Here is an 18,108-nt window from a genome sequence, read left to right as displayed (position 1 = left end):
CCACGAACTCACATGGTGGTCAAGCTCTTGAGACGTTGCTTGTTGGATGCTCCTTTACGGTTCGGGCGCGCAGTCGAACGGCCGGGGGCGAGTGACAGCCGGCAAGAGCGATGAGTTCTCTCGTCATCGGGACTCACCAAAACCGGAGAACGCCTCGGCATCGATCGTGGTGCTGCGGTGAGCCCGGGCCTTGGCCGGATCAGGGATCGGAACTGCAGCAAGCAGCTCGCGGCTGTACGCGTGCCGCGGGTCGTCGAAGACGTTTGCGGTGTCTCCTATTTCGACCAGCTTTCCGGACTTCATCACCGCGATGCGGTCGGAGATGTGACGGACGACCGACAGATCGTGGGAGACGAATAGGAAGCTCACGCCCAATCGGGACCTGAGGTCGGCAAGCATCTTCAGCACTCCGGCCTGAACAGTGACGTCCAGGGCGCTGGTCGGCTCGTCGAGAACGATGAGTTTCGGCTCGCAGGCCAGTGCGCGAGCCACCCCCACACGCTGTCGCTGACCGCCGGAGAACTGGGCCGGATACCGAGAAGCATGTTCGGGCGTGAGGCCGACGGTCGTCAGCAGCCAATCGACCCGCTCATTCATACGTTCCTTGCTGTACCCCTGAACCTGCATCGGCTCCTTGAGGATGTCGCTGATCGGCATCCTCGGATCCAGTGCCGCCATCGGGTCTTGGAACACTACCGTCACGTCGCTGCGCATCGTCGCTCGGTCTGCGCGAGTGAGCGAAGAAGTGTCTTTGCCGTTGATCCTGATCGTGCCCTTCTGCGGCTTGCGCAGCTGCATGATCTCCAGCAGGGTAGTGGTCTTACCCGATCCGGATTCACCGACCAGAGCAAGGCATTCGCCTTCACGGATGTCGAACGAAATGCCGTCTACGGCCCGTTGCTCGCCGATCTTCTTACGGATGAGCGCACCCTTGGTGATAGGGAAGATGCGTTCGAGGTCGGTCACCTCGAGGACGACGGGACGCTTCTCCCGAGGGAGGAGGGTCTCGGAGACCTCAGCAACTTTGGCCATCGCCGAACCCGCGATGCTCTTCGATTCGCTCGGATCGTCGAGATCGATACGCGGCACTGCGGCCAAGAGATCTCGGGTGTACTTCTCCCTGGGTCTGTAGAAGATCTCCTCGACATCCCCTTCCTCAACCATCCGCGATTCCTTCATGACCAAGACGCGGTCGGCGAACCCGGCCACCACGCCCATGTCATGCGTGATGAGAACGGTGGCGGCACCAAGCATTTCCTGTGCCGACTTGAGCAGGTCCATCACCTGCGCCTGGATAGTGACGTCCAGGGCGGTTGTCGGTTCGTCGGCGATGATGAGTTCGGGTTCATTGGCGATCGCCATGGCGATCATGGCTCGTTGCCGCATTCCGCCGGAGTACTCGTGCGGATACTGTTTGGCGCGCCTGCTCGGATCCGGGATGCCGACAGAGTCGAGGAGTTCGACCGAGCGCGCATCAGCTTTGGCTTGTGATACCTCGGGGTGATGGATCCGAACGACCTCGGAGATCTGTCGACCGACTTCGTAGACGGGAGTCAAAGCCGACAATGGGTCCTGGAACACCATCGAAACCGTGTTTCCGCGGAGGGTGGACAGTTGTCTGTCATTGAGCTCGAACATGTTGCGGCCGAGCAGGTCGATGCGACCAGAGACGCTCGCGTTGACCGGCAGCAGCCCCATCACGGCCAGCGAACTGACGGATTTGCCCGAACCGGATTCCCCGACGATCGCCAGGGCCTCGCCCTTCCTGACCTCGTAGGACAGGTTCTGGACCGCATGAACGGTGTTGGTTTCGGACGGGAACGATACGCTCAGATCGTTCACTGTGAGCACAGTGTCAGTCATTGTCATCGGCCTCAGAGTCTGCTGGAATCGCTGGTCGGGTCGAGGGCGTCTCGCAGCGCCTCGCCCATCATGTTGATGGAGATGACGAGCGCCGCGAGCACCATTGCGGGCGGGATCCAGGTGTACGGAGCTGAGATGTTGTAGTCCTGGAGCACAGTTCCCAGCGAGACCTGCGGGTACTGAATGCCGAAGCCGATGAACGACAGACCGGTTTCGCCGAGGATCGCAGCACTGACGCCGAGCGTCGTGTCGATGATGATCCAGCTGGCGATATTGGGAATGATGTGACGCAGGATGTTGACGACAGGATTGACTCCCATGAACTTGGCCGCTTCGACGTATTCGGTCCTGACCAGCTGCTGGGTCATGGCGCGCAGGACACGAGCGGTGAGCATCCAGGCGAACAGAGACAGCAGCGGGATCATCCACAGCCATGATGCCTGTTGGAGCGCCGGGCTGAAGAGCATCATCAGCAGAAGCGCGGGGACGACGAGGAAGAGGTTCGTCAGGTTGACGAGGAATCCGTCGGCAATCGCGCCCCATTTTCCTTTGCTGCTGACGTAGCCGGCAACGGTGCCGACGAGTACTGCGAGGAGCGAGGTGAGGATGGCGGTGCCGATACCGATGACCAGCGAGATCCTCAGTCCCTGCATGGTTCGGGCGAAGATGTCGAGTCCGTTTTCGTTGACTCCGAACCAATGGTACTGCGTCGGTCCGGTCAGTGAATTCGCGAGATCGCGTTCGAACGGCCCGTACTGGTAGATCATCGGCGCGAAGATCGCGACGAGGATCAGCAGCACGAAGGTCGTCAGTCCGATCCAGGCACCCGAGCTGCGGAAGAACCTGCGTCGGATGAGAGCCGTCCGTCCGAGGGGTGCCGGCACGTGAACATTCTCGTCGGTCCGGTCCGGATCTGGCACATGTGTCGGATCTGGTGTACCGAGCGTCGTGTTCCAGACTCCTGAACTCTCTTTACTCAATGCTCTCACCTCACCCGGGGATCGAGGACGCCCTGCAGGAAATCTGCAAGGGTTGCTGACAGCAGGGTCAGTACGGCTGTGTAGAGCACAACTCCCACCGTTCCGTTCACGTCGGCCAGCGAAATCGAGGAAATGGCGAAGCGGCCGATGCCTTGCCAGTTGAACATGAGCTCAACGAACAGCGAGCCGGCGAAAGCCGCCCCGACTGCAAACGCGAAGTACTGTCCCATGGGGATCAGAGCCATGCGCAGACCGTGGCGTGTCATCGCTTGGCCGCGGCGAAGCCCCTTCGCGCGAGCCGTTCTCAGATAGTCGCTGCCGAGCACGTCAAGGGCCGTGACTTTCATATACCTGGAATACGAAGCTGCGGCAGTTGCGGTGAGAACGATCGTCGGCATCACCAGAGCCTTGATCTGATAGGAGATCGCGTCCCATGACCCGGGCTCGAGGAGAGGATTGATGGGGTTGATAGCCGGCAGACCCCAGCCGGTGAGGTCGAGGACACCTTGGTTGATCTGTTGGACGATGAGGATGATCACCGGTGTCGGAAGGGCCAGGATGAGAAACGAACCGAAGGTGAAGGCCCGGTCGTCGATCGAGCGGCGGCGAACAGCCGAGACCATTCCGAGGGCGACGCCGAGAACGGTTCCGATGATCGTACCGAGCAGCACCAGGCGCAGGCTGATGGGCACACGGTTGAGCAGCTCTTCCCAGACCGGGACCATCGCCTTATTGGTGCCTGTGGTGACGCCGAGGTCACCGCGGACCAATCCGCCGAGCCAGTTCGCATACCGCTGGAACAGCGGCACATCCGGATTGATGTTGCGAGCATCCAAGTACTGCTGCGCGGTCTCGAGGGGGACCGGTTCCTTCGCGATGGGAGGGTAGAGGATTGCTTCGGGATGCATCAGGCCGGCGGCCAGAAGGTAGGCGAAGCTGGAGGCGACGAATGCCAGAATCAGGTAGGTCAGTGTTCGGATGGACATGAACCTAAGCACTGAGACTCCTTTGTCGTTTGCTCAGGTTGGGGAAAGTCTTCATTCCAGGTGGAACCCTTGTGGTCGACGGTGATCAGATGTGACGTGTACTACATTCAGGGTATCCGACATTTGGACAATTTCAGCAAGGCATCCTAAAAAATTTGACGATATGATTAGTCTCGTGATTTGGATAGATGTCGCCATCGTGGCTATCGGGGCCGTTGCCGCGGTCGCGGTGAGCGATGTCCTGGAACATCGAAATCTGCCGACATGGCCGGTTGGGCTCATCGCGGTGGCTGGGTTCATCTTCGCGGGTCTGACTTACAGTTCATGGCTTGCGGCTGGTGCTCTGGGTATCGGCTGCGGGGCGCTGATCGTGTCTGCACGAGGATTTGTTCAGATGGTGATGGAGCGACGCAGTCGTCGCACGGACTCGCGGACAGACCGAGGGGAATGACATGCGCATCGTCGTACTCGATGACTATCAGCAGGTGGCCGCGGATTTCGCGGACTGGTCCCGTCTTGACTCCGAGGTCGAGTTCGTCCACCGTCCCATCGTCGACGACGATGACCTGGTCAAGGTGCTCACCGGCGCCGAGGTGGTCGTGGCGATGCGGGAGAGAACCGCGTTCACGGCCGGCCGACTGGCACGACTGCCGGATCTGCGGCTGCTCGTGACCACGGGGCGGGTGAATGCCTCCATCGATGTGGAGGCGGCGCATACGCAGGGGATCGTGGTCTGCGGAACCGAGTCGACCACCTCGGCGACGCCGGAGCTGACCTGGGGACTCATCCTCTCCGTTCTGCGCAGCATCCCGGCCGAGGACGCCTCGGTCCGCAGCGGAGGCTGGCAGACGAGCGTCGGGGGAGACCTCGACGGACACCGCCTCGGCGTCGTCGGTCTGGGCCGGCTGGGAACGAAGGTGGCCAGGGTGGGTGCGGCCTTCGGGATGGACGTCGTGGCGTGGAGCCAGAATCTCGAGGCCGAACGGGCCGCAGCACTGGGGGTGCGAGCGGTGAGCAGGGAGGAACTGTTCTCGACCGCCGACGTCGTCACGATCCATTACAAGCTCAGTGAGCGCAGCCGTGCTCTGGTCTCGGCAGCCGAGCTTCAACTCATGAAACCAGACAGCATCCTCGTCAACACCTCCCGGGCGGGACTCGTCGACACCGACGCGCTCATCGCGGCACTGGAGGCGGGACGGATCCGCGGCGCGGGACTCGACGTCCATGACCTCGAACCACTGCCGGTCGGCCACCGTCTGCGCAGCACCCCGCGCACGGTGCTCACCCCGCATCTCGGCTATGTCACCGAGGACACGTACCGGATCTTCTTCACTCAGGCAGTTGAGGACATCGAAGCCTGGGCCGCAGGCGAGCCGATCCGCGTCCTCGGCTAGAGACCCCAGCCGCTGACGACGACGAAGCCGCCGGAGAGTCGGAACTCTCCGGCGGCTTCCGCATTGCCCGGCGGGCCCTGCCAAGGGGCGGTCCGCCTCGGTGAGGGCCGGCCTGTCAGGACAGTGTCAGTTGACCTCGGCGGGATCGGCAGAGACGCGGCCGCCGTTCTCCAGCGCATCGATCGACGCGATCTCGGAATCGCTGAGCTCGAAGTCGAAGACGTCGAAGTTCTGCGCCATCCGGTCGCGGTTGTTCGACTTCGGGAAGAGGATGTGGCCCTTCTGCAGGTGCCAGCGGATGATGGTCTGGGCCCAGGACTTGTCGTGGGCCGCGGCGATCTCACCGATGACGGTGTTCGCGTAGTCGACCTGGCCCTGGCCCAGCGGTCCCCAGGCTTCGATCCTGATGTCATTGGCTGCCAGCACGGGACGAGTGTCGACCTGCTGGAACTGCGGGTGGCACTCGATCTGGTCGACAGCCGGGATGATGCCGGTGTCGAGGATCTCCGGAAGGTAGCGGTGGTCGAAGTTCGATACGCCGATCGAGGTGGTCAGCCCCTGGTCGCGGTAGGCGGGGAAGGCCTCCCAGGTTTCGACGGAGTTCTTGTTCTCCGGGGTCGGCCAGTGGATGAGGTAGAGGTCGACGTGGTCGAGGCCGAGCTTTTCGAGGCTCTCGCCCAGCGCCCGCTTGGACTCTTCGGCACCGTGGCGGTCGTTCCACAGCTTCGTGGTGACGAAGAGCTCGTCGCGGGCGATCCCGGACTTCGCGATCGCTCGGCCCACGCCCTCCTCATTGCCGTAGATGGCAGCCGTGTCGATGTGGCGGTAGCCGACTTCGAGGGCATCGGTGACGATGCGCTCGGTCTCCTCGGGGTCGACCTTGAAGACACCGAAGCCCAACTGCGGGATCGTCTTGCCGTCGTTGAGGGTGAGTGTGGGAACCGTCATGGTGCCGCCTTTCGTCACGGGTTGTGTGGTGGTCTTGCCACGAGCCTATAACGTCAAGGTCGACGGTGGAATTCCATGGCCACGTCCCAGGTGTGAGGCGTGAAGCAGTCATGTGCCAGAACTGTCACTGCCTGCTCCGGCCCGGCCAGAGCGGTGAGAATAGGCTGAGGGTATGCAGCAGCGAAGCAGACGACGACCCCGGCAGACACCGCTTGCCCTCACCGTGACGGCAATCCTCCTCGGCCTGGTCGGATGCCTCCCGACCCCCGACCTCAGCGACCGGGCCGAAGAGATCGCCGGTGTGCTCTCTGGCATGCCCGGGGTCGATGACGTCGACCACTCCTATCGGAACGGGTTCGATTCCGGTCAGGTACTCGACTTTCGAGTCCGGATGGGGACCGGAGCCGCTGACGACGAAGCCATCGATGTCGTAACAACGCTCAATGCCGAAGTCGGATCAGAGTTCGCAGACTACAGTCGTGGGCTGACGCTGGGGTTCGAGGACTTCACAGCAGATATTCGAGGCGTGCCCGATGCTGATCAGCTGCGGCCGCGGCTGGTGGGGATGAAGAAGCTGAACGCGTCACTGCATCCCGACCATATCAGCTGGCAGATCCGCAATGACACGGACATGGCGGACTCGTTGGATGTCCGGGGCTTGAGCGCCGACGCTGACACCGCTGTCTCCGCTGTCCGAGCCGTGGTCGGACGAGACCGGGTGCAGGCCACCGTCGCACCCCATCGGCAAGCCGCGTGGACCGTGATGTTCCCCTATTCCGCACAGGAGCAGAACAGGTTGGCCGGGGTGCTTCGACCGAGTATTCCCGAAGTGGAGAAGGTTGAGATCAGCGACGACCGACTCAACTCTGTGACCGCGCGTCTGGAAGCCGGAACGGATGCAGCACCGCGCCTGATGACGATCATCGACAGGATCGATGCCGGGACCTCACAGCCGTGGACGCTCTCGTGGACGGCAGGGCAGCCGACTCACAGCGGCAGCGGTTTGGCGACCGGAGCGACCGTGAGCGTCGGAGGATGCGACTACGTGCATGACAGCAAGTGGGAGCGTGAGCCCGACGAATACTACACCCCCAGTGCGCTCGCGGTCCGCGATCAGCTGCGAGGAAAGTATGACACCTGCGGCTGAGCCCAGGGTCGCGGATCTGCGCAGTCGACGCCGGCCGTCGGAAGGTCAACTTCGCCCTTCGTCCTGAGCCCGCTTCTTGCCCGTGGACTCCTCGGCAGCGACCTGAGCCTCATCGAAGACGGAAGGAGCCTCGGTGCCGTTCTCGTTTTCGTCTTCGCGACCGGGTGTGTGCAGATTGAATCGGATGATCGCCCAGCGGAAGAGGAAATAGTACACGACGGCATAGGCCAGGCCGATGACCAGCAGGAGGAGGACGGGGCCGATGCCTCCTGACAGTTCGGAGGCGCGACCCAGGTTGAGCAGGTAGTCCAGAGCGCCGGCAGAGAAGCCGAACCCGGATTTGATGCCGAGCGCATTCACCAGCGCCAACGACGAACCGGTGAGCACGGCATGGACCGCGTAGAGCGGGAACGCGACATAGGCGAATGCGTATTCGAGCGGTTCCGTGATTCCGGTGATGAAGGCGGTGAGAGCCACGGAGAGCATGATGCCGCCGACGACCTTGCGGCGCTTCGGATGGGCGGTGCGATAGATCGCCAGGGCCGCGGCCGGCAGGGCGAACATCATGATCGGGAAGAAGCCGGTCATGAACGATCCTGTCCAATCAGCAGTGCCGTCCACCCCGGAGAAGAAGCACGTGATGTCGCCGTGCACGGTGTCTCCCGAGGAATTCGTGCACGAACCCAACTGGAACCACGGCAGATTGTTGAGAAGGTGATGAAGCCCGAATGGGATGAGGAGTCGGTTGACGGTGCCGAAGACGAATCCAGTGCCCGGGTTGGCGCCGTGTTCCATGAGGAAGCCGCCCACGCCCTTGTTGATGAGAGTGTCGAAGACAGGGTAGATGAGGCCCATGATCACAGCGATGAACATCGAGGCGATCGCGGTGACGATCGGAACGAAGCGGCGACCGCCGAAGAAACCGAGGTAGGTCGGAAGTTTGATCCGGTGGTAGCGCTGATAGAGAAGCGCGGTGACGATACCGACGACGATGCCGCCGAGCACTCCGTAGTTGATGACGTTCTCACCCTCACCATTGTCCGAGCCGAAGACCGGAGCCAGCGCGGTGAAGACGCCGTTGAGGACCATATAGCCGACGACGGCAGCCAGTGCCGTGGAACCGTCGGCCTTCTTGGCGAAGCCGATGGCGACACCGACGGCGAAGATCAGCGGCAGATTGTCAAACAGAGCGGAGCCGGCGGCGGCGAAGACCGTCGCTACCGGCAGCAGCCAATCCGCGAACTTGCCGAGACCATCGGGACCGAGCATGTCCGGCTGTCCGAACCGCATCAGCAGGGCCGCGGCCGGCAGCACCGCGATCGGGAGCATGAGAGAACGGCCGACGCGCTGAAGTTGCGCGAATCCCGGCACCGTCCTCTTGCGTTTCTTCGGTGACTCGGCGGATGCAGTGGTCATCGGATTCCTCCTCGGGGGTGGGTCGATCGGATGCCGGGGTCCGGGCGATGATCGGACCCTCGGCACAGGACCGGTGGTTCGTCGATGCCGTGCGACACGGCCACGAGTCGCCGTAGACTTGTGACACAGATCGCAGAATGTGAAATCGACGCCGGCGCTTCATCGCCGGAGATGAAGGTGACAGATATGGACAAAGCAGCGCAGATTCTCGCCGGCCTGGGTGGCGCCGACAACATCGACGACATCGAAGCGTGCATCACTCGGCTGCGTGTCGAGGTCGGCGATGACGCACTCGTCGACGAGCAGGCGCTCACTGCCGCCGGCGCGTTCGGGGTCATGGTCCAGGGCAGCGCGGTCCAAGTCGTCGTCGGTCCGGAGGCCGACAACCTCGTCGACGACATCGAAGACCTCATGGGCTGAGTCATGTACTCGCCCTCCTTGTTCAACAGCGAACCTTGTCTGTGACCTTTGACACACGACAGTCTAGGTGAAAAGCTCCGATCCAGTGGTGAACGAATCCAGCAGTCGATGAAGGGCAGGAAGACGAGAGTGACAGTGACGATCTCATCTCCCATCACCGGTACGGTGATCCCTTTGACGGAAGTCCCCGATCCCGTCTTCGCGAAAGCGCTCGTCGGCCCTGGGACAGCCATCGATCCCGGAGACGCCGCGACACTGACGGTCAAGGCCCCCGTGTCCGGTACGGTGACGAGTCTCAAGCCTCATGCGTTCGTCATCTCCCACCGACCCGATCAGGGGGTGCTCGTCCACCTCGGCATCGACACCGTGCACCTGTCCGGTGCGGGTTTCACCATGTGCGCCGAGGTGGGGCAGCAGATCCAGGAAGGTGAGGAAGTCATCGTCTGGGACACCGCGGAATCACGTGAGGCAGGGAAGTCCGTGGTCGTGCCGGTCGTGGTCCTCGAAGCCGATGCGCAGGCGCTGACGATCGCCGAGGCCGGTCCGATCGCCGCGGGCGAGACCATCATCCGCGTCGACTGAGACAGGTGTTGCTCGCGGCTCGGGCGAGTCGCCTCAGTCGGAGAAGAGGGCGTGGACCTCTCCCGCGTGTTCTCTGCCGCCGAGGCCGGTCAGTTCGAGCACGACTGCCGAACCGATGACCTCGGCGCCGAGGTCGGCCACGAGTGCCTGAGCCGCAGTCAGTGTTCCTCCGGTGGCGAGGATGTCGTCGACGAGGAGGACGCGTGCGCCCTCTCCCAGCACATCCGGTGCTTCGATCGTGGCGGTGCCGTATTCGAGTGAGTAGGAGGCTGCAGCAGCGGGCTTCGGGAGTTTGCCGGCTTTGCGGATGGGCAGGATGCCGACGCCGGTCATGGCCGCGATCGTACCGGCGAAGAGGAACCCACGGGCCTCGAGTCCGCCGACGAAGTCGAACTGACCGGCGAAGGGTGCGATGAGCGCCTCGGTGACGGCCCGCAGCGCGGGACCGTCGGCGATGAGCGGTGAGATATCGCGGAAGTTCACTCCCGGCTCAGGATGGTCGGGGATCGAGGTGATGAGGGACTTCGCGCGGTCCAATTCGGTAATCGTCACGGGTCAACGATACTCGGTGGCCCCACAGAGTCTCGTGCCGGTCCGGCACGGGTCTTGAAATCTGCGGGCGCTCGCCGCAGACTGCCGATGAGGGCGACACCCGCCGTCATGCACCCGGACAGGAGGCGACGATGGCCGACGATCGCAGGCGACTGTCGGTGACCGAGGCGTTCGAGGCGGTGCCGCGTGCCCATTTTCTGCCCGCAGCCGAACGGAGGCACTCGGCCAGCAACGTGCCCTTGGCGATCGGCCACGGTCAGACGAACTCCCAACCGAGCACGGTCGCCGATATGCTCGAACTCCTCGATGTCCGCCGCGGCGATCGGGTCCTCGACCTCGGTTCCGGCTCGGGGTGGACGACGGCGCTGCTGGCAGTGCTCGTCGGGGAGGAGGGGCAGGTGAACGGTGTCGAAAGGCACCGTGGACTCGTCGAGTCCTCGCGAGCGGTGATCGGAGGATTCGAGCAGGAGAGCGCTCGACGAATCGAGGGAGGACTCGCTGCGGTCGACATTCATGAGGCGAGGTCAGGGGTGCTCGGGCTGCCCGATGCCGCTCCGTTCGACAGGATCCTCGTCTCGGCCGGTGCCGAGGAGATGCCCGTCCAGCTGGTTGCTCAGCTGGAGATCGGCGGCATCATGGTCATCCCTGTGCAGGGGGAGATGCTCAAGGTCACGCGCACCGGAGTCGACGTCGATGACATCGCGATCACGGGGCACGGTCGGTACCGCTTCGTTCCCCTCATCCGCGAGTGATCGCGCTGGCCGGCCGTCCACATCCCCCAGGCTCACCGGGACGGAGCATGATCGACCTTCCGGGATTCCCTGCGTCGGTGGACGAACCATGAGATGGTGACGACGAGTCCGAGGAAGATGAAGGGTATGAGCGTAAAGATGTCCGAACCGTCGAACCCCGCCCGCCAGGACCAGGGCAGCAGGGGGTGTCCGAGCCTCCCTTCGGCGATGATCAGTCCGCAGACGAGGGGAATGAAGACGAGCCCGAACGCCAAGCCCGACAGCGACGTCTTCTCGACTTCCTTACCAGGCGGAACGCTCAGATCGACACCGCGTTTGCGTGCGTAGCGCTGTGTCGCTCTGCGGGGGAGTTCGAACAGCGTGCCGACGAGCACGAGGATGCCGGCCCACCACAGGCCCGAGGCGATGAACACCAGACAGATGACGCAGGCGATCCACTGGGCCACCGTATAGCCGCGGGCGATGGCATCAGTGATGATCTGACGTTCACGATCGTCGACATCGGCATCCATGCGTCCTCCTCGTCGCGTCGACTTCCTGTCAATGTGCAATATACATTGCTGAAACAGGAGAATCGATCACACCAGCGAGTCCTTCCAGGCCCGATGCAGCTGCGCGAACTTGCCCGTTCCGGCGATGAGGTCGGCCGGGGTTCCGTCTTCGATGATCCGTCCGGCATCCATGACGAGCACGCGGTCGGCGATCTCGACGGTCGAGAGGCGGTGGGCGATGATGATCGCGGTCCGGCCCTCGAGCACGGTGGCCAGAGCGTTCTGCACCAGCCTCTCCGAGGGGATGTCGAGATGGGCGGTCGCCTCGTCGAGGACGACGACATCCGGGTCGGCGAGGAAGACTCGGGCGAAGGACACGAGCTGACGCTGACCCGAACTCAGCCGGCCGCCGCGCTTCTTGACATCCGTGGCATAGCCTTCGGGCAGGCGGCGGATGAACCCGTCCAGTCCCACCGCCTTCGCTGCGGCGATGACCTCATCATCACCGGCTTCGGGGTTGCCGATCCTGATGTTGTCGGCGATGGTGCCGGCGAAGAGGAAGGACTCCTGGGTGACCATGACGACGTGTGATCGCAGCTGCGCGTCATCGAGGTCGCGCAGGTCCACCTCGTCGATGGTGATTCGGCCCTCGGTGGGATCGTAGAACCGGGTGACGAGCTTGACCAGGGTCGACTTGCCCGCCCCTGTGGCGCCGACGAGGGCGACGATCTGGCCCGCCGGAATGCGCAGATCGAAGCGGGGCAGCACATCGGGCCCGTCGCCGTAGGAGAATCGCACATGAGTGAGATCGACCGAGCGGCCGCTGGCCTGGCCGCTGTCCTGCGCGGGCAGTGAGTGGGGCTGGGAGGGTGGGATCACTTCGGGGTCGGTGTCGAGTACGGCCGCGATCTTCTCCAGCGCCGCGGAGGCGGACTGATAGAGGTTGAACGCCTGCACGAGTTCGTCGAGCGGGCCGTAGAACCGTCGCAGATAGAGGATGAACGCGGCGAGCACACCGATCTGGGTCCACCCTTCGATGACGAGCCAGGCACCGACGACGATGATCACGGTCTGGGTGACGTTGCCGATCAGCCGGGTCCACCCGGCGAACCAGGCCACCCCGCGCAGGGCATCGGTGTTGGCATCGCGGTAGCGCGAATCCTGATCGCTCAGCGTCCCACGTCGTTCGGGCTGGCGCCGATAGGCCTGGACCGCGCGGATGCCGCCCATCGTCTCGACGAAGTGGACGATGACCTTGGCGATCGAGGTCCGGGTGCGCCGATAGGCGTTGCGCTGGGTCGAATGTGCGGCCTTCGTGATGAAGAACAGCGGGATGAACCCGGCGAAGACGACGATGGCCAGCGGGATGTCGAGGACGATGAGGGTGACGGCGATGAAGATCATCTGCAGCAGCGCCAGGGCCGTATCGAAGAGCGAATAGGACAGGAACTGCTGCACGGATTCCATGTCCGAGGTCTGGCGGGAGACGAGGCGCCCCGAGGTCGACTTCTCGTGATAGCCCAGGTCGAGTCGCTGCACGTGGGTGAAGACCCTCTCCCGCAGGGTGAAGAGGATCTTCTGCGCGGTGATCCCGACGAGGCGGGTGGAGGTGAAGGCGAGCACCGCCGAAGCCACGGCCGAGGCGATGAACAGGGAGACCGCCGTGATGAGCGGCCCGGTGTCGCCGTCGACGGCGCGGGGGATGCCCTGGTCGAGGGCATCGGCGATGAAGACCGGCCCGATGACGAGCATGAGCGCGGTGAGGACGACGATGAGGGCGAGGAAGATCGCCATCGCCAGGTGCGGCCGGACCAGGGACTTGAGCAGGGCGCGAGCCTTCGCGGCGATGTCCGGCGGCAGTTCGTCGACTTCGTCGTCGCGATCGAGGCGGGGAATGCTCATCGGCGGCCTCCTTCCCAGCTGTGTGCGTCTGTCGTATGTGCTTCGGCCTTCGCGCTCGCTCCCATCAGCTCCCGGTAGAGAGGTGATGATTCGAGCAGCTGCTCGTGGGTGCCCAGGGCCGCGATCCTGCCTTCGTCGAGCACGGCGACGACATCGGCCAAGGCCGCGGTCGAGGGACGGTGGGCGATGATGAGCGTCGTCGAATCGGGCAGGATCTCGCGCAGGGCCCTCTGCACCCGGTCCTCGGTGTCGACGTCGACGGCCGAGAGCGGATCGTCGAGGACGAGGATGCGGGGACGACCGATGACCGCACGCGCCAGCGCCAAGCGCTGCCGCTGACCGCCGGACAGGGACAGGCCCTGTTCACCGACCCGAGTGCCCAGGCCCTCGGGCAGTCGGGAGACGAAGTCCTTCGCCGAGGCGATCTCCAGAGCCGTCCAGATCTCGTCCTCGTCCGAGCCGGGAGCCCCCATCTCCACGTTCTCGGCCACCGAGGCCGAGAACAGGATCGGATCCTCGAAGGACACCGACACGAGATGACGGAGCTCATTGACCGGCATGTCCCGGATGTCGACCCCGTCGATGCGCACCGCGCCGGCGGTGACGTCCTGGAGTCGGGGAACCAGCGAAGCCAGCGTCGTCTTGCCCGAACCGGTGGCGCCGACAAGTGCCAGCGTCTGTCCCGGTTCGATGCGCAGATCGAGGCCGTGCAGAGTGAGACGGTCGGTGTCGGCGAAGTGGAAGTCGACGGAATCGAATTCGAGCGCTCCGCGATAGGATCCGACATCGGGATCGTCGTCGACGCTGCCGTCGGTGTCGGTGATGTCATGCCGGATGTCGATGACCTCCCAGTACCGTGTCGCCGCGGTCAGCGACATGAGCGCATCGGCAAGCAGGAAGCCGAGCATCTCGATCGGCATCCGCAGCACCATCGAGATGGTCACACCGGCGACGACGGTGCCGATGGTCGTCCAGCCCTGGACGACGCCCCAGGTGCCCACGCCGACGATGGCGGCCTGCGCCAGGGTCGGCAGAAGCAGCAGGACGCTCCAGAACCAGGAGTCGAGTTTGGCCTTGCGGATCTCGAGACCTTTGAACTTCTGCGACACGAGGGAGAACCGTTCGGCGGCCCAGGGGGAGCGGCCGAAGGATTTGAGGATGCGGATGCCCTGGATGGACTCCTCGACCTCTGTCGTGATCTCACCGATCGTGTCCTGAGACCGCCGCGAGGTCTCCCGGTACCTGCGTTCGAAGATCGACACCGACACGATCGTCGGCACGGCCATCGCGATCATGATGAGGCCGAAGACCGGCTGCAGGATCGAGAGCATGACAGTGCCGACGAGGATGACGATCGGCGTCGACAGGAGGAAGGGCAGCCCGAACGCGAAGAAGCGGCGCATCTGCGAGAGGTCGTTGACCGCGCGGGAGAGGAGCTGACCCGATTCCCAGGAGTCGTGGATCGCCACCGAGGTGTACTGCAGGCGATCGAAGAGACGGGAGCGCCACATGATCTCCCAGCCCGAGACCACGGGCGCGACGATCATCCGACGGGCCCACATGCCCACCGCCTCGGCGACGCCGATGGCCAGGACTCCGAGCACGGGCAGCCACAGGGCCGACAGATCACGGTGCGCGATCGGTCCGTCGATGATGTAGCCGGTGATCATCGGCACGACGAGTTGGATGCCGTTGGCCAGGAGAGTGAGGACGAGCACGAGGATGTACACGCCGATGCGGGAGCGGAGATCGGGCCAGAAGCGGAGGAGGGGGCGCACGAGTATCAAGCCTAGTCGCAGACTGTGAGGTATTCCACGTTTGCGGCAGCGCCGGTTCCCTTTTCACTCCGCGCTGAACGCGGGGCTGAGCGCGCCCGGAAGGGCAGAGGTCCTGCGCACTGTCTCACCTGCCAACCGGAACGCGTCTCATTGGGCAAGACAAAAGATTGCGAGGTTTGACACCCCCACTGGGCGAGGTGAACTATTGAGGCATGACTCACCTTCTTGTCGTCGTTATTCATCAGCGCGCGGATCTTCCGTAGCCTGTCAAGACGACACGTTCCGCGCGCCCCTACCGAAACCGGAGGGGCTTTTTTCATGTGGAGACGAGAAGGACACCTAGGAAGGATAGGAATCGATGGCAGCCAAGCCCTCGACCGCGAAGCCCACGGGGAATCCCCCCGCGGCCACGCCGGTCACCGCCACACCGTCCAGCATTCGTCGCAACACCGGACCGGAGGTCCTCACCGGTGCGCAGGCGATCGTCCGCAGCCTCGAGAAGCTTGAGGTCGAGACGGTGTTCGGGCTTCCCGGCGGAACCATCCTTCCCACCTATGACCCGCTGTTCGAGACCGACAAGATCCGCCACATCCTCGTCCGCCACGAGCAGGGCGCCGGCCATGCGGCTGAAGGGTATGCGGCCGCGTCGGGCAAGCTCGGCGTGTGCATCGCGACCTCGGGCCCGGGTGCGACGAACCTCATCACGGCGCTCGCCGATGCGCATATGGACTCCGTGCCGATGCTCGCGATCACCGGTCAGCAGGCTTCGAGCCTGCTCGGCACCGACGCCTTCCAGGAGGCCGACATCGTCGGAATGACGATGCCGGTGACCAAGCACAGCTTCCTCGTCACCAAGGCCGAGGACATTCCGACTGCGCTGCTCAACGCTCATCACATCGCCACCACCGGCCGGCCCGGCCCCGTCCTCGTCGACATCACGAAGGACGCGCAGACGGGCACCGCACCGTTCGTGTGGCCCGATGAGCCCGTGCTGCCCGGCTACCGTCCGATCCTCAAACCGCACGCCAAGCAGATCCGCGAGGCCGTACGGCTGATCTCCGAAGCCCAGCGTCCGGTGTTCTACATCGGCGGCGGAGTCATCCGCTCGGAAGCGGAGAAGGAGCTGCTGCGCCTGGCCGAGGCGACGAACATTCCCGTGGTCACCACGCTCATGGCCCGCGGCGCCTTCCCCGACTCGCACCAGTTGCACCTGGGCATGCCCGGAATGCACGGCAGCGTGCCTGCGGTGACCGCATTCCAGAAGGCCGATCTGCTCATCGCCATCGGCGCCCGCTTCGACGACCGGGTGACCGGTAAGCTCGACTCCTTCGCTCCGGAGGCGCAGGTCATCCACGCCGATATCGACCCGGCCGAGATCGGGAAGAACCGTGACGTCGACGTCGCGATCGTCGGGGACGCCCGCGAGGTGCTCGCCGAGATGCTCTCGGAGATGCGCAGCAAGTTCCCCAAGGCGCTCGAACGTCAGCGCGAACCCTGGTGGCGTTTCCTCAATCGTCTCAAGCAGACCTATCCGCTCGGCTACGAGCGTCACGGTGAACTGTGCGATCCGCAGTACGTCATCTCGCGGATCTCTGCGCTCACCGGCCCCGAGGCGGTCTATGCCGCAGGCGTGGGCCAGCACCAGATGTGGGCGGCGCAGTTCGTCGAGTTCGAACGCCCGAAGTCCTGGCTGAACTCCGGCGGACTCGGCACCATGGGCTACTCCGTGCCCGCGGCCATGGGCGCGAAGGTCGCCCAGCCCGACCGAGTTGTGTGGGCCATCGACGGCGACGGATGCTTCCAGATGACGAATCAGGAGCTCGCGACCTGCGCGCTCAACAACATCCCGATCAAGGTCGCGATCATCAACAACTCCTCGCTGGGGATGGTCCGCCAGTGGCAGACCCTGTTCTACGACGGCCGATACTCGAACACCGATCTCAACACCGGGCATGAGACGATCCGGATCCCCGATTTCGCCAAGCTCGCCGAGTCCTACGGCTGCGAGGCGCTGCGCGTCGACCGCAACGAGGATGTCGATGCGGCGATCGAGAAGGCTCTGTCGATCAACGACCGGCCCGTCGTCCTCGACTTCACGGTTCCGGCGGATGCGATGGTGTGGCCGATGGTCGCGGCCGGTGTGTCGAACGACGAGATCGAATACGCCCGCGGCATCCGCCCGGAATTCGACGGTGAGGGCGAAGAGGAGGCCGAAGCGGCCATCGCCGAGGCCGGGGAGCAGGAAGACGGCACGGTGCGTTCCGTGGCTCAGATCGAAGGAGGCCTGGAATGAACAACCGGCACACACTCTCAGTCCTGGTCGAGAACAAGCCGGGTGTGCTCACCCGGTTCACCGGACTCATCGCCCGGCGCGGCTTCAACATCCACAGCCTCGCCGTCGGTGTGACCGAGCGCGACGAACTCTCCCGCATCACCGTCGTCGTCGACGTCAACGATGTGCCGCTGGAGCAGGTGACCAAGCAGCTGAACAAGCTCGTCAACGTCATCAAGATCGTCGAACTCGAGCCCGAGACCTCGGTGCGGCGGGCCCATGTGATCTACAAGGTCAAGGCCAACGCCGCGACCCGCCCGCAGGTCGCCTCGGCGGTCGAGATGTTCCGCGCGAAGATCGTCGATGTCGGTCCGGAGTCGGTCAGCGTCGAAGCCACCGGTGAGCTCGGCAAGGTCGAGGCGCTGCGTGAGGTCCTCGAGCCCTTCGGGATCAAGGAGATCGTGCAGTCGGGCACCGTGGCGATCGGACGCGGGGCGAAGTCGATCACCGACCGCGCCCTGCGCGGCTGACCGACCGCGCACCCCGTCCGGGCCCGCCCGGGCGGCCGCCTCGGTGAGGTATTCGCGTTCCATTTGGTGGAACGTCCGTCATCTCAATAAATGAA

Annotated in this window: 16 protein-coding genes; 7 read left to right on the top strand and 9 right to left on the bottom strand. The window is 64.0% G+C overall.

Annotated features, from left to right (window positions below):
* Positions 1–123: 123 nt before the first annotated feature.
* From EB836_RS09045 to EB836_RS09035, 3 genes are all read right to left on the bottom strand, one after another.
* A complete protein-coding gene (locus EB836_RS09045; protein WP_240689760.1) occupies positions 124–1,869 on the bottom strand; it encodes an ABC transporter ATP-binding protein in 1,746 nt (581 codons plus the stop codon).
* Positions 1,870–1,874: 5 nt separating this feature from the next.
* Positions 1,875–2,747, bottom strand: a complete 873-nt coding sequence (locus tag EB836_RS09040) for an ABC transporter permease (RefSeq protein WP_240689758.1) — start codon at positions 2,745–2,747, stop codon at positions 1,875–1,877.
* A gap of 101 nt (positions 2,748–2,848) precedes the next feature.
* A complete protein-coding gene (locus EB836_RS09035; protein WP_135539584.1) occupies positions 2,849–3,829 on the bottom strand; it encodes an ABC transporter permease in 981 nt (326 codons plus the stop codon).
* 452 nt (positions 3,830–4,281) lie between these two features.
* On the opposite strand from EB836_RS09035, the gene EB836_RS09030 reads away from it, so the two are divergent.
* A complete protein-coding gene (locus EB836_RS09030; protein WP_135539582.1) occupies positions 4,282–5,223 on the top strand; it encodes a D-2-hydroxyacid dehydrogenase family protein in 942 nt (313 codons plus the stop codon).
* A gap of 126 nt (positions 5,224–5,349) precedes the next feature.
* Here the strand turns inward: EB836_RS09030 and EB836_RS09025 are convergent, their stop codons facing one another.
* Positions 5,350–6,171: an aldo/keto reductase gene (locus tag EB836_RS09025; RefSeq protein WP_135539580.1), complete on the bottom strand. Its 822-nt coding sequence runs from the start codon at positions 6,169–6,171 to the stop codon at positions 5,350–5,352.
* Positions 6,172–6,343: 172 nt separating this feature from the next.
* Here EB836_RS09025 and EB836_RS09020 point away from each other — a divergent pair, with 172 nt between their 5' ends.
* Positions 6,344–7,318 (top strand): hypothetical protein, encoded by a 975-nt coding sequence (locus tag EB836_RS09020; RefSeq protein WP_135539578.1) that lies wholly within the window; start codon positions 6,344–6,346, stop codon positions 7,316–7,318.
* Positions 7,319–7,363: 45 nt separating this feature from the next.
* Here the strand turns inward: EB836_RS09020 and EB836_RS09015 are convergent, their stop codons facing one another.
* Positions 7,364–8,734: a PTS transporter subunit EIIC gene (locus EB836_RS09015; protein WP_135539577.1), complete on the bottom strand. Its 1,371-nt coding sequence runs from the start codon at positions 8,732–8,734 to the stop codon at positions 7,364–7,366.
* 84 nt (positions 8,735–8,818) lie between these two features.
* On the opposite strand from EB836_RS09015, the gene EB836_RS09010 reads away from it, so the two are divergent.
* Positions 8,819–9,154 carry a PTS glucose/sucrose transporter subunit IIB gene (locus EB836_RS09010; RefSeq protein WP_135539575.1) on the top strand — a complete coding sequence of 112 codons (336 nt, stop codon included), beginning with the start codon at positions 8,819–8,821 and terminating at the stop codon, positions 9,152–9,154.
* A gap of 108 nt (positions 9,155–9,262) precedes the next feature.
* Positions 9,263–9,736: a PTS glucose transporter subunit IIA gene (locus EB836_RS09005; RefSeq protein ID WP_135539573.1), complete on the top strand. Its 474-nt coding sequence runs from the start codon at positions 9,263–9,265 to the stop codon at positions 9,734–9,736.
* A 33-nt stretch (positions 9,737–9,769) separates the two neighbouring features.
* Here the strand turns inward: EB836_RS09005 and EB836_RS09000 are convergent, their stop codons facing one another.
* Positions 9,770–10,288, bottom strand: a complete 519-nt coding sequence (locus tag EB836_RS09000) for an adenine phosphoribosyltransferase (RefSeq protein ID WP_135539571.1) — start codon at positions 10,286–10,288, stop codon at positions 9,770–9,772.
* A gap of 131 nt (positions 10,289–10,419) precedes the next feature.
* Between EB836_RS09000 and EB836_RS08995 the strand changes: the two genes are divergently transcribed.
* Positions 10,420–11,040, top strand: coding sequence for a protein-L-isoaspartate carboxylmethyltransferase (locus tag EB836_RS08995; RefSeq protein ID WP_135539569.1), 621 nt, complete (start codon positions 10,420–10,422; stop codon positions 11,038–11,040).
* Between the two features lie 32 nt (positions 11,041–11,072).
* On the opposite strand, the gene EB836_RS08990 is transcribed toward EB836_RS08995, so the two are convergent.
* The 3 genes from EB836_RS08990 to EB836_RS08980 form a co-directional block, all read right to left on the bottom strand.
* Positions 11,073–11,552 (bottom strand): hypothetical protein, encoded by a 480-nt coding sequence (locus tag EB836_RS08990; RefSeq protein WP_135539567.1) that lies wholly within the window; start codon positions 11,550–11,552, stop codon positions 11,073–11,075.
* Positions 11,553–11,618: 66 nt separating this feature from the next.
* Positions 11,619–13,433, bottom strand: a complete 1,815-nt coding sequence (locus EB836_RS08985) for an ABC transporter ATP-binding protein (RefSeq protein WP_135539565.1) — start codon at positions 13,431–13,433, stop codon at positions 11,619–11,621.
* Complete coding sequence (locus EB836_RS08980) at positions 13,430–15,211, bottom strand: ABC transporter ATP-binding protein (protein ID WP_346763085.1); 1,782 nt, start codon at positions 15,209–15,211, stop codon at positions 13,430–13,432. Before EB836_RS08980 ends, EB836_RS08985 begins: the two co-directional genes overlap by 4 nt.
* 358 nt (positions 15,212–15,569) lie before the next feature.
* Here EB836_RS08980 and EB836_RS08975 point away from each other — a divergent pair, with 358 nt between their 5' ends.
* Positions 15,570–17,504, top strand: a complete 1,935-nt coding sequence (locus tag EB836_RS08975; RefSeq protein WP_135539564.1) for an acetolactate synthase large subunit — start codon at positions 15,570–15,572, stop codon at positions 17,502–17,504.
* Positions 17,501–18,013 (top strand): acetolactate synthase small subunit, encoded by a 513-nt coding sequence (ilvN, locus tag EB836_RS08970; RefSeq protein ID WP_135539562.1) that lies wholly within the window; start codon positions 17,501–17,503, stop codon positions 18,011–18,013. The genes EB836_RS08975 and ilvN overlap by 4 nt, the downstream gene beginning before the upstream one ends.
* Positions 18,014–18,108: the final 95 nt, after the last annotated feature.

Source organism: Brevibacterium sp. S111 (assembly GCF_004745075.1).
Lineage (GTDB): Bacteria > Actinomycetota > Actinomycetes > Actinomycetales > Brevibacteriaceae > Brevibacterium.
This window is presented reverse-complemented; position numbering and strand designations above follow the sequence as displayed.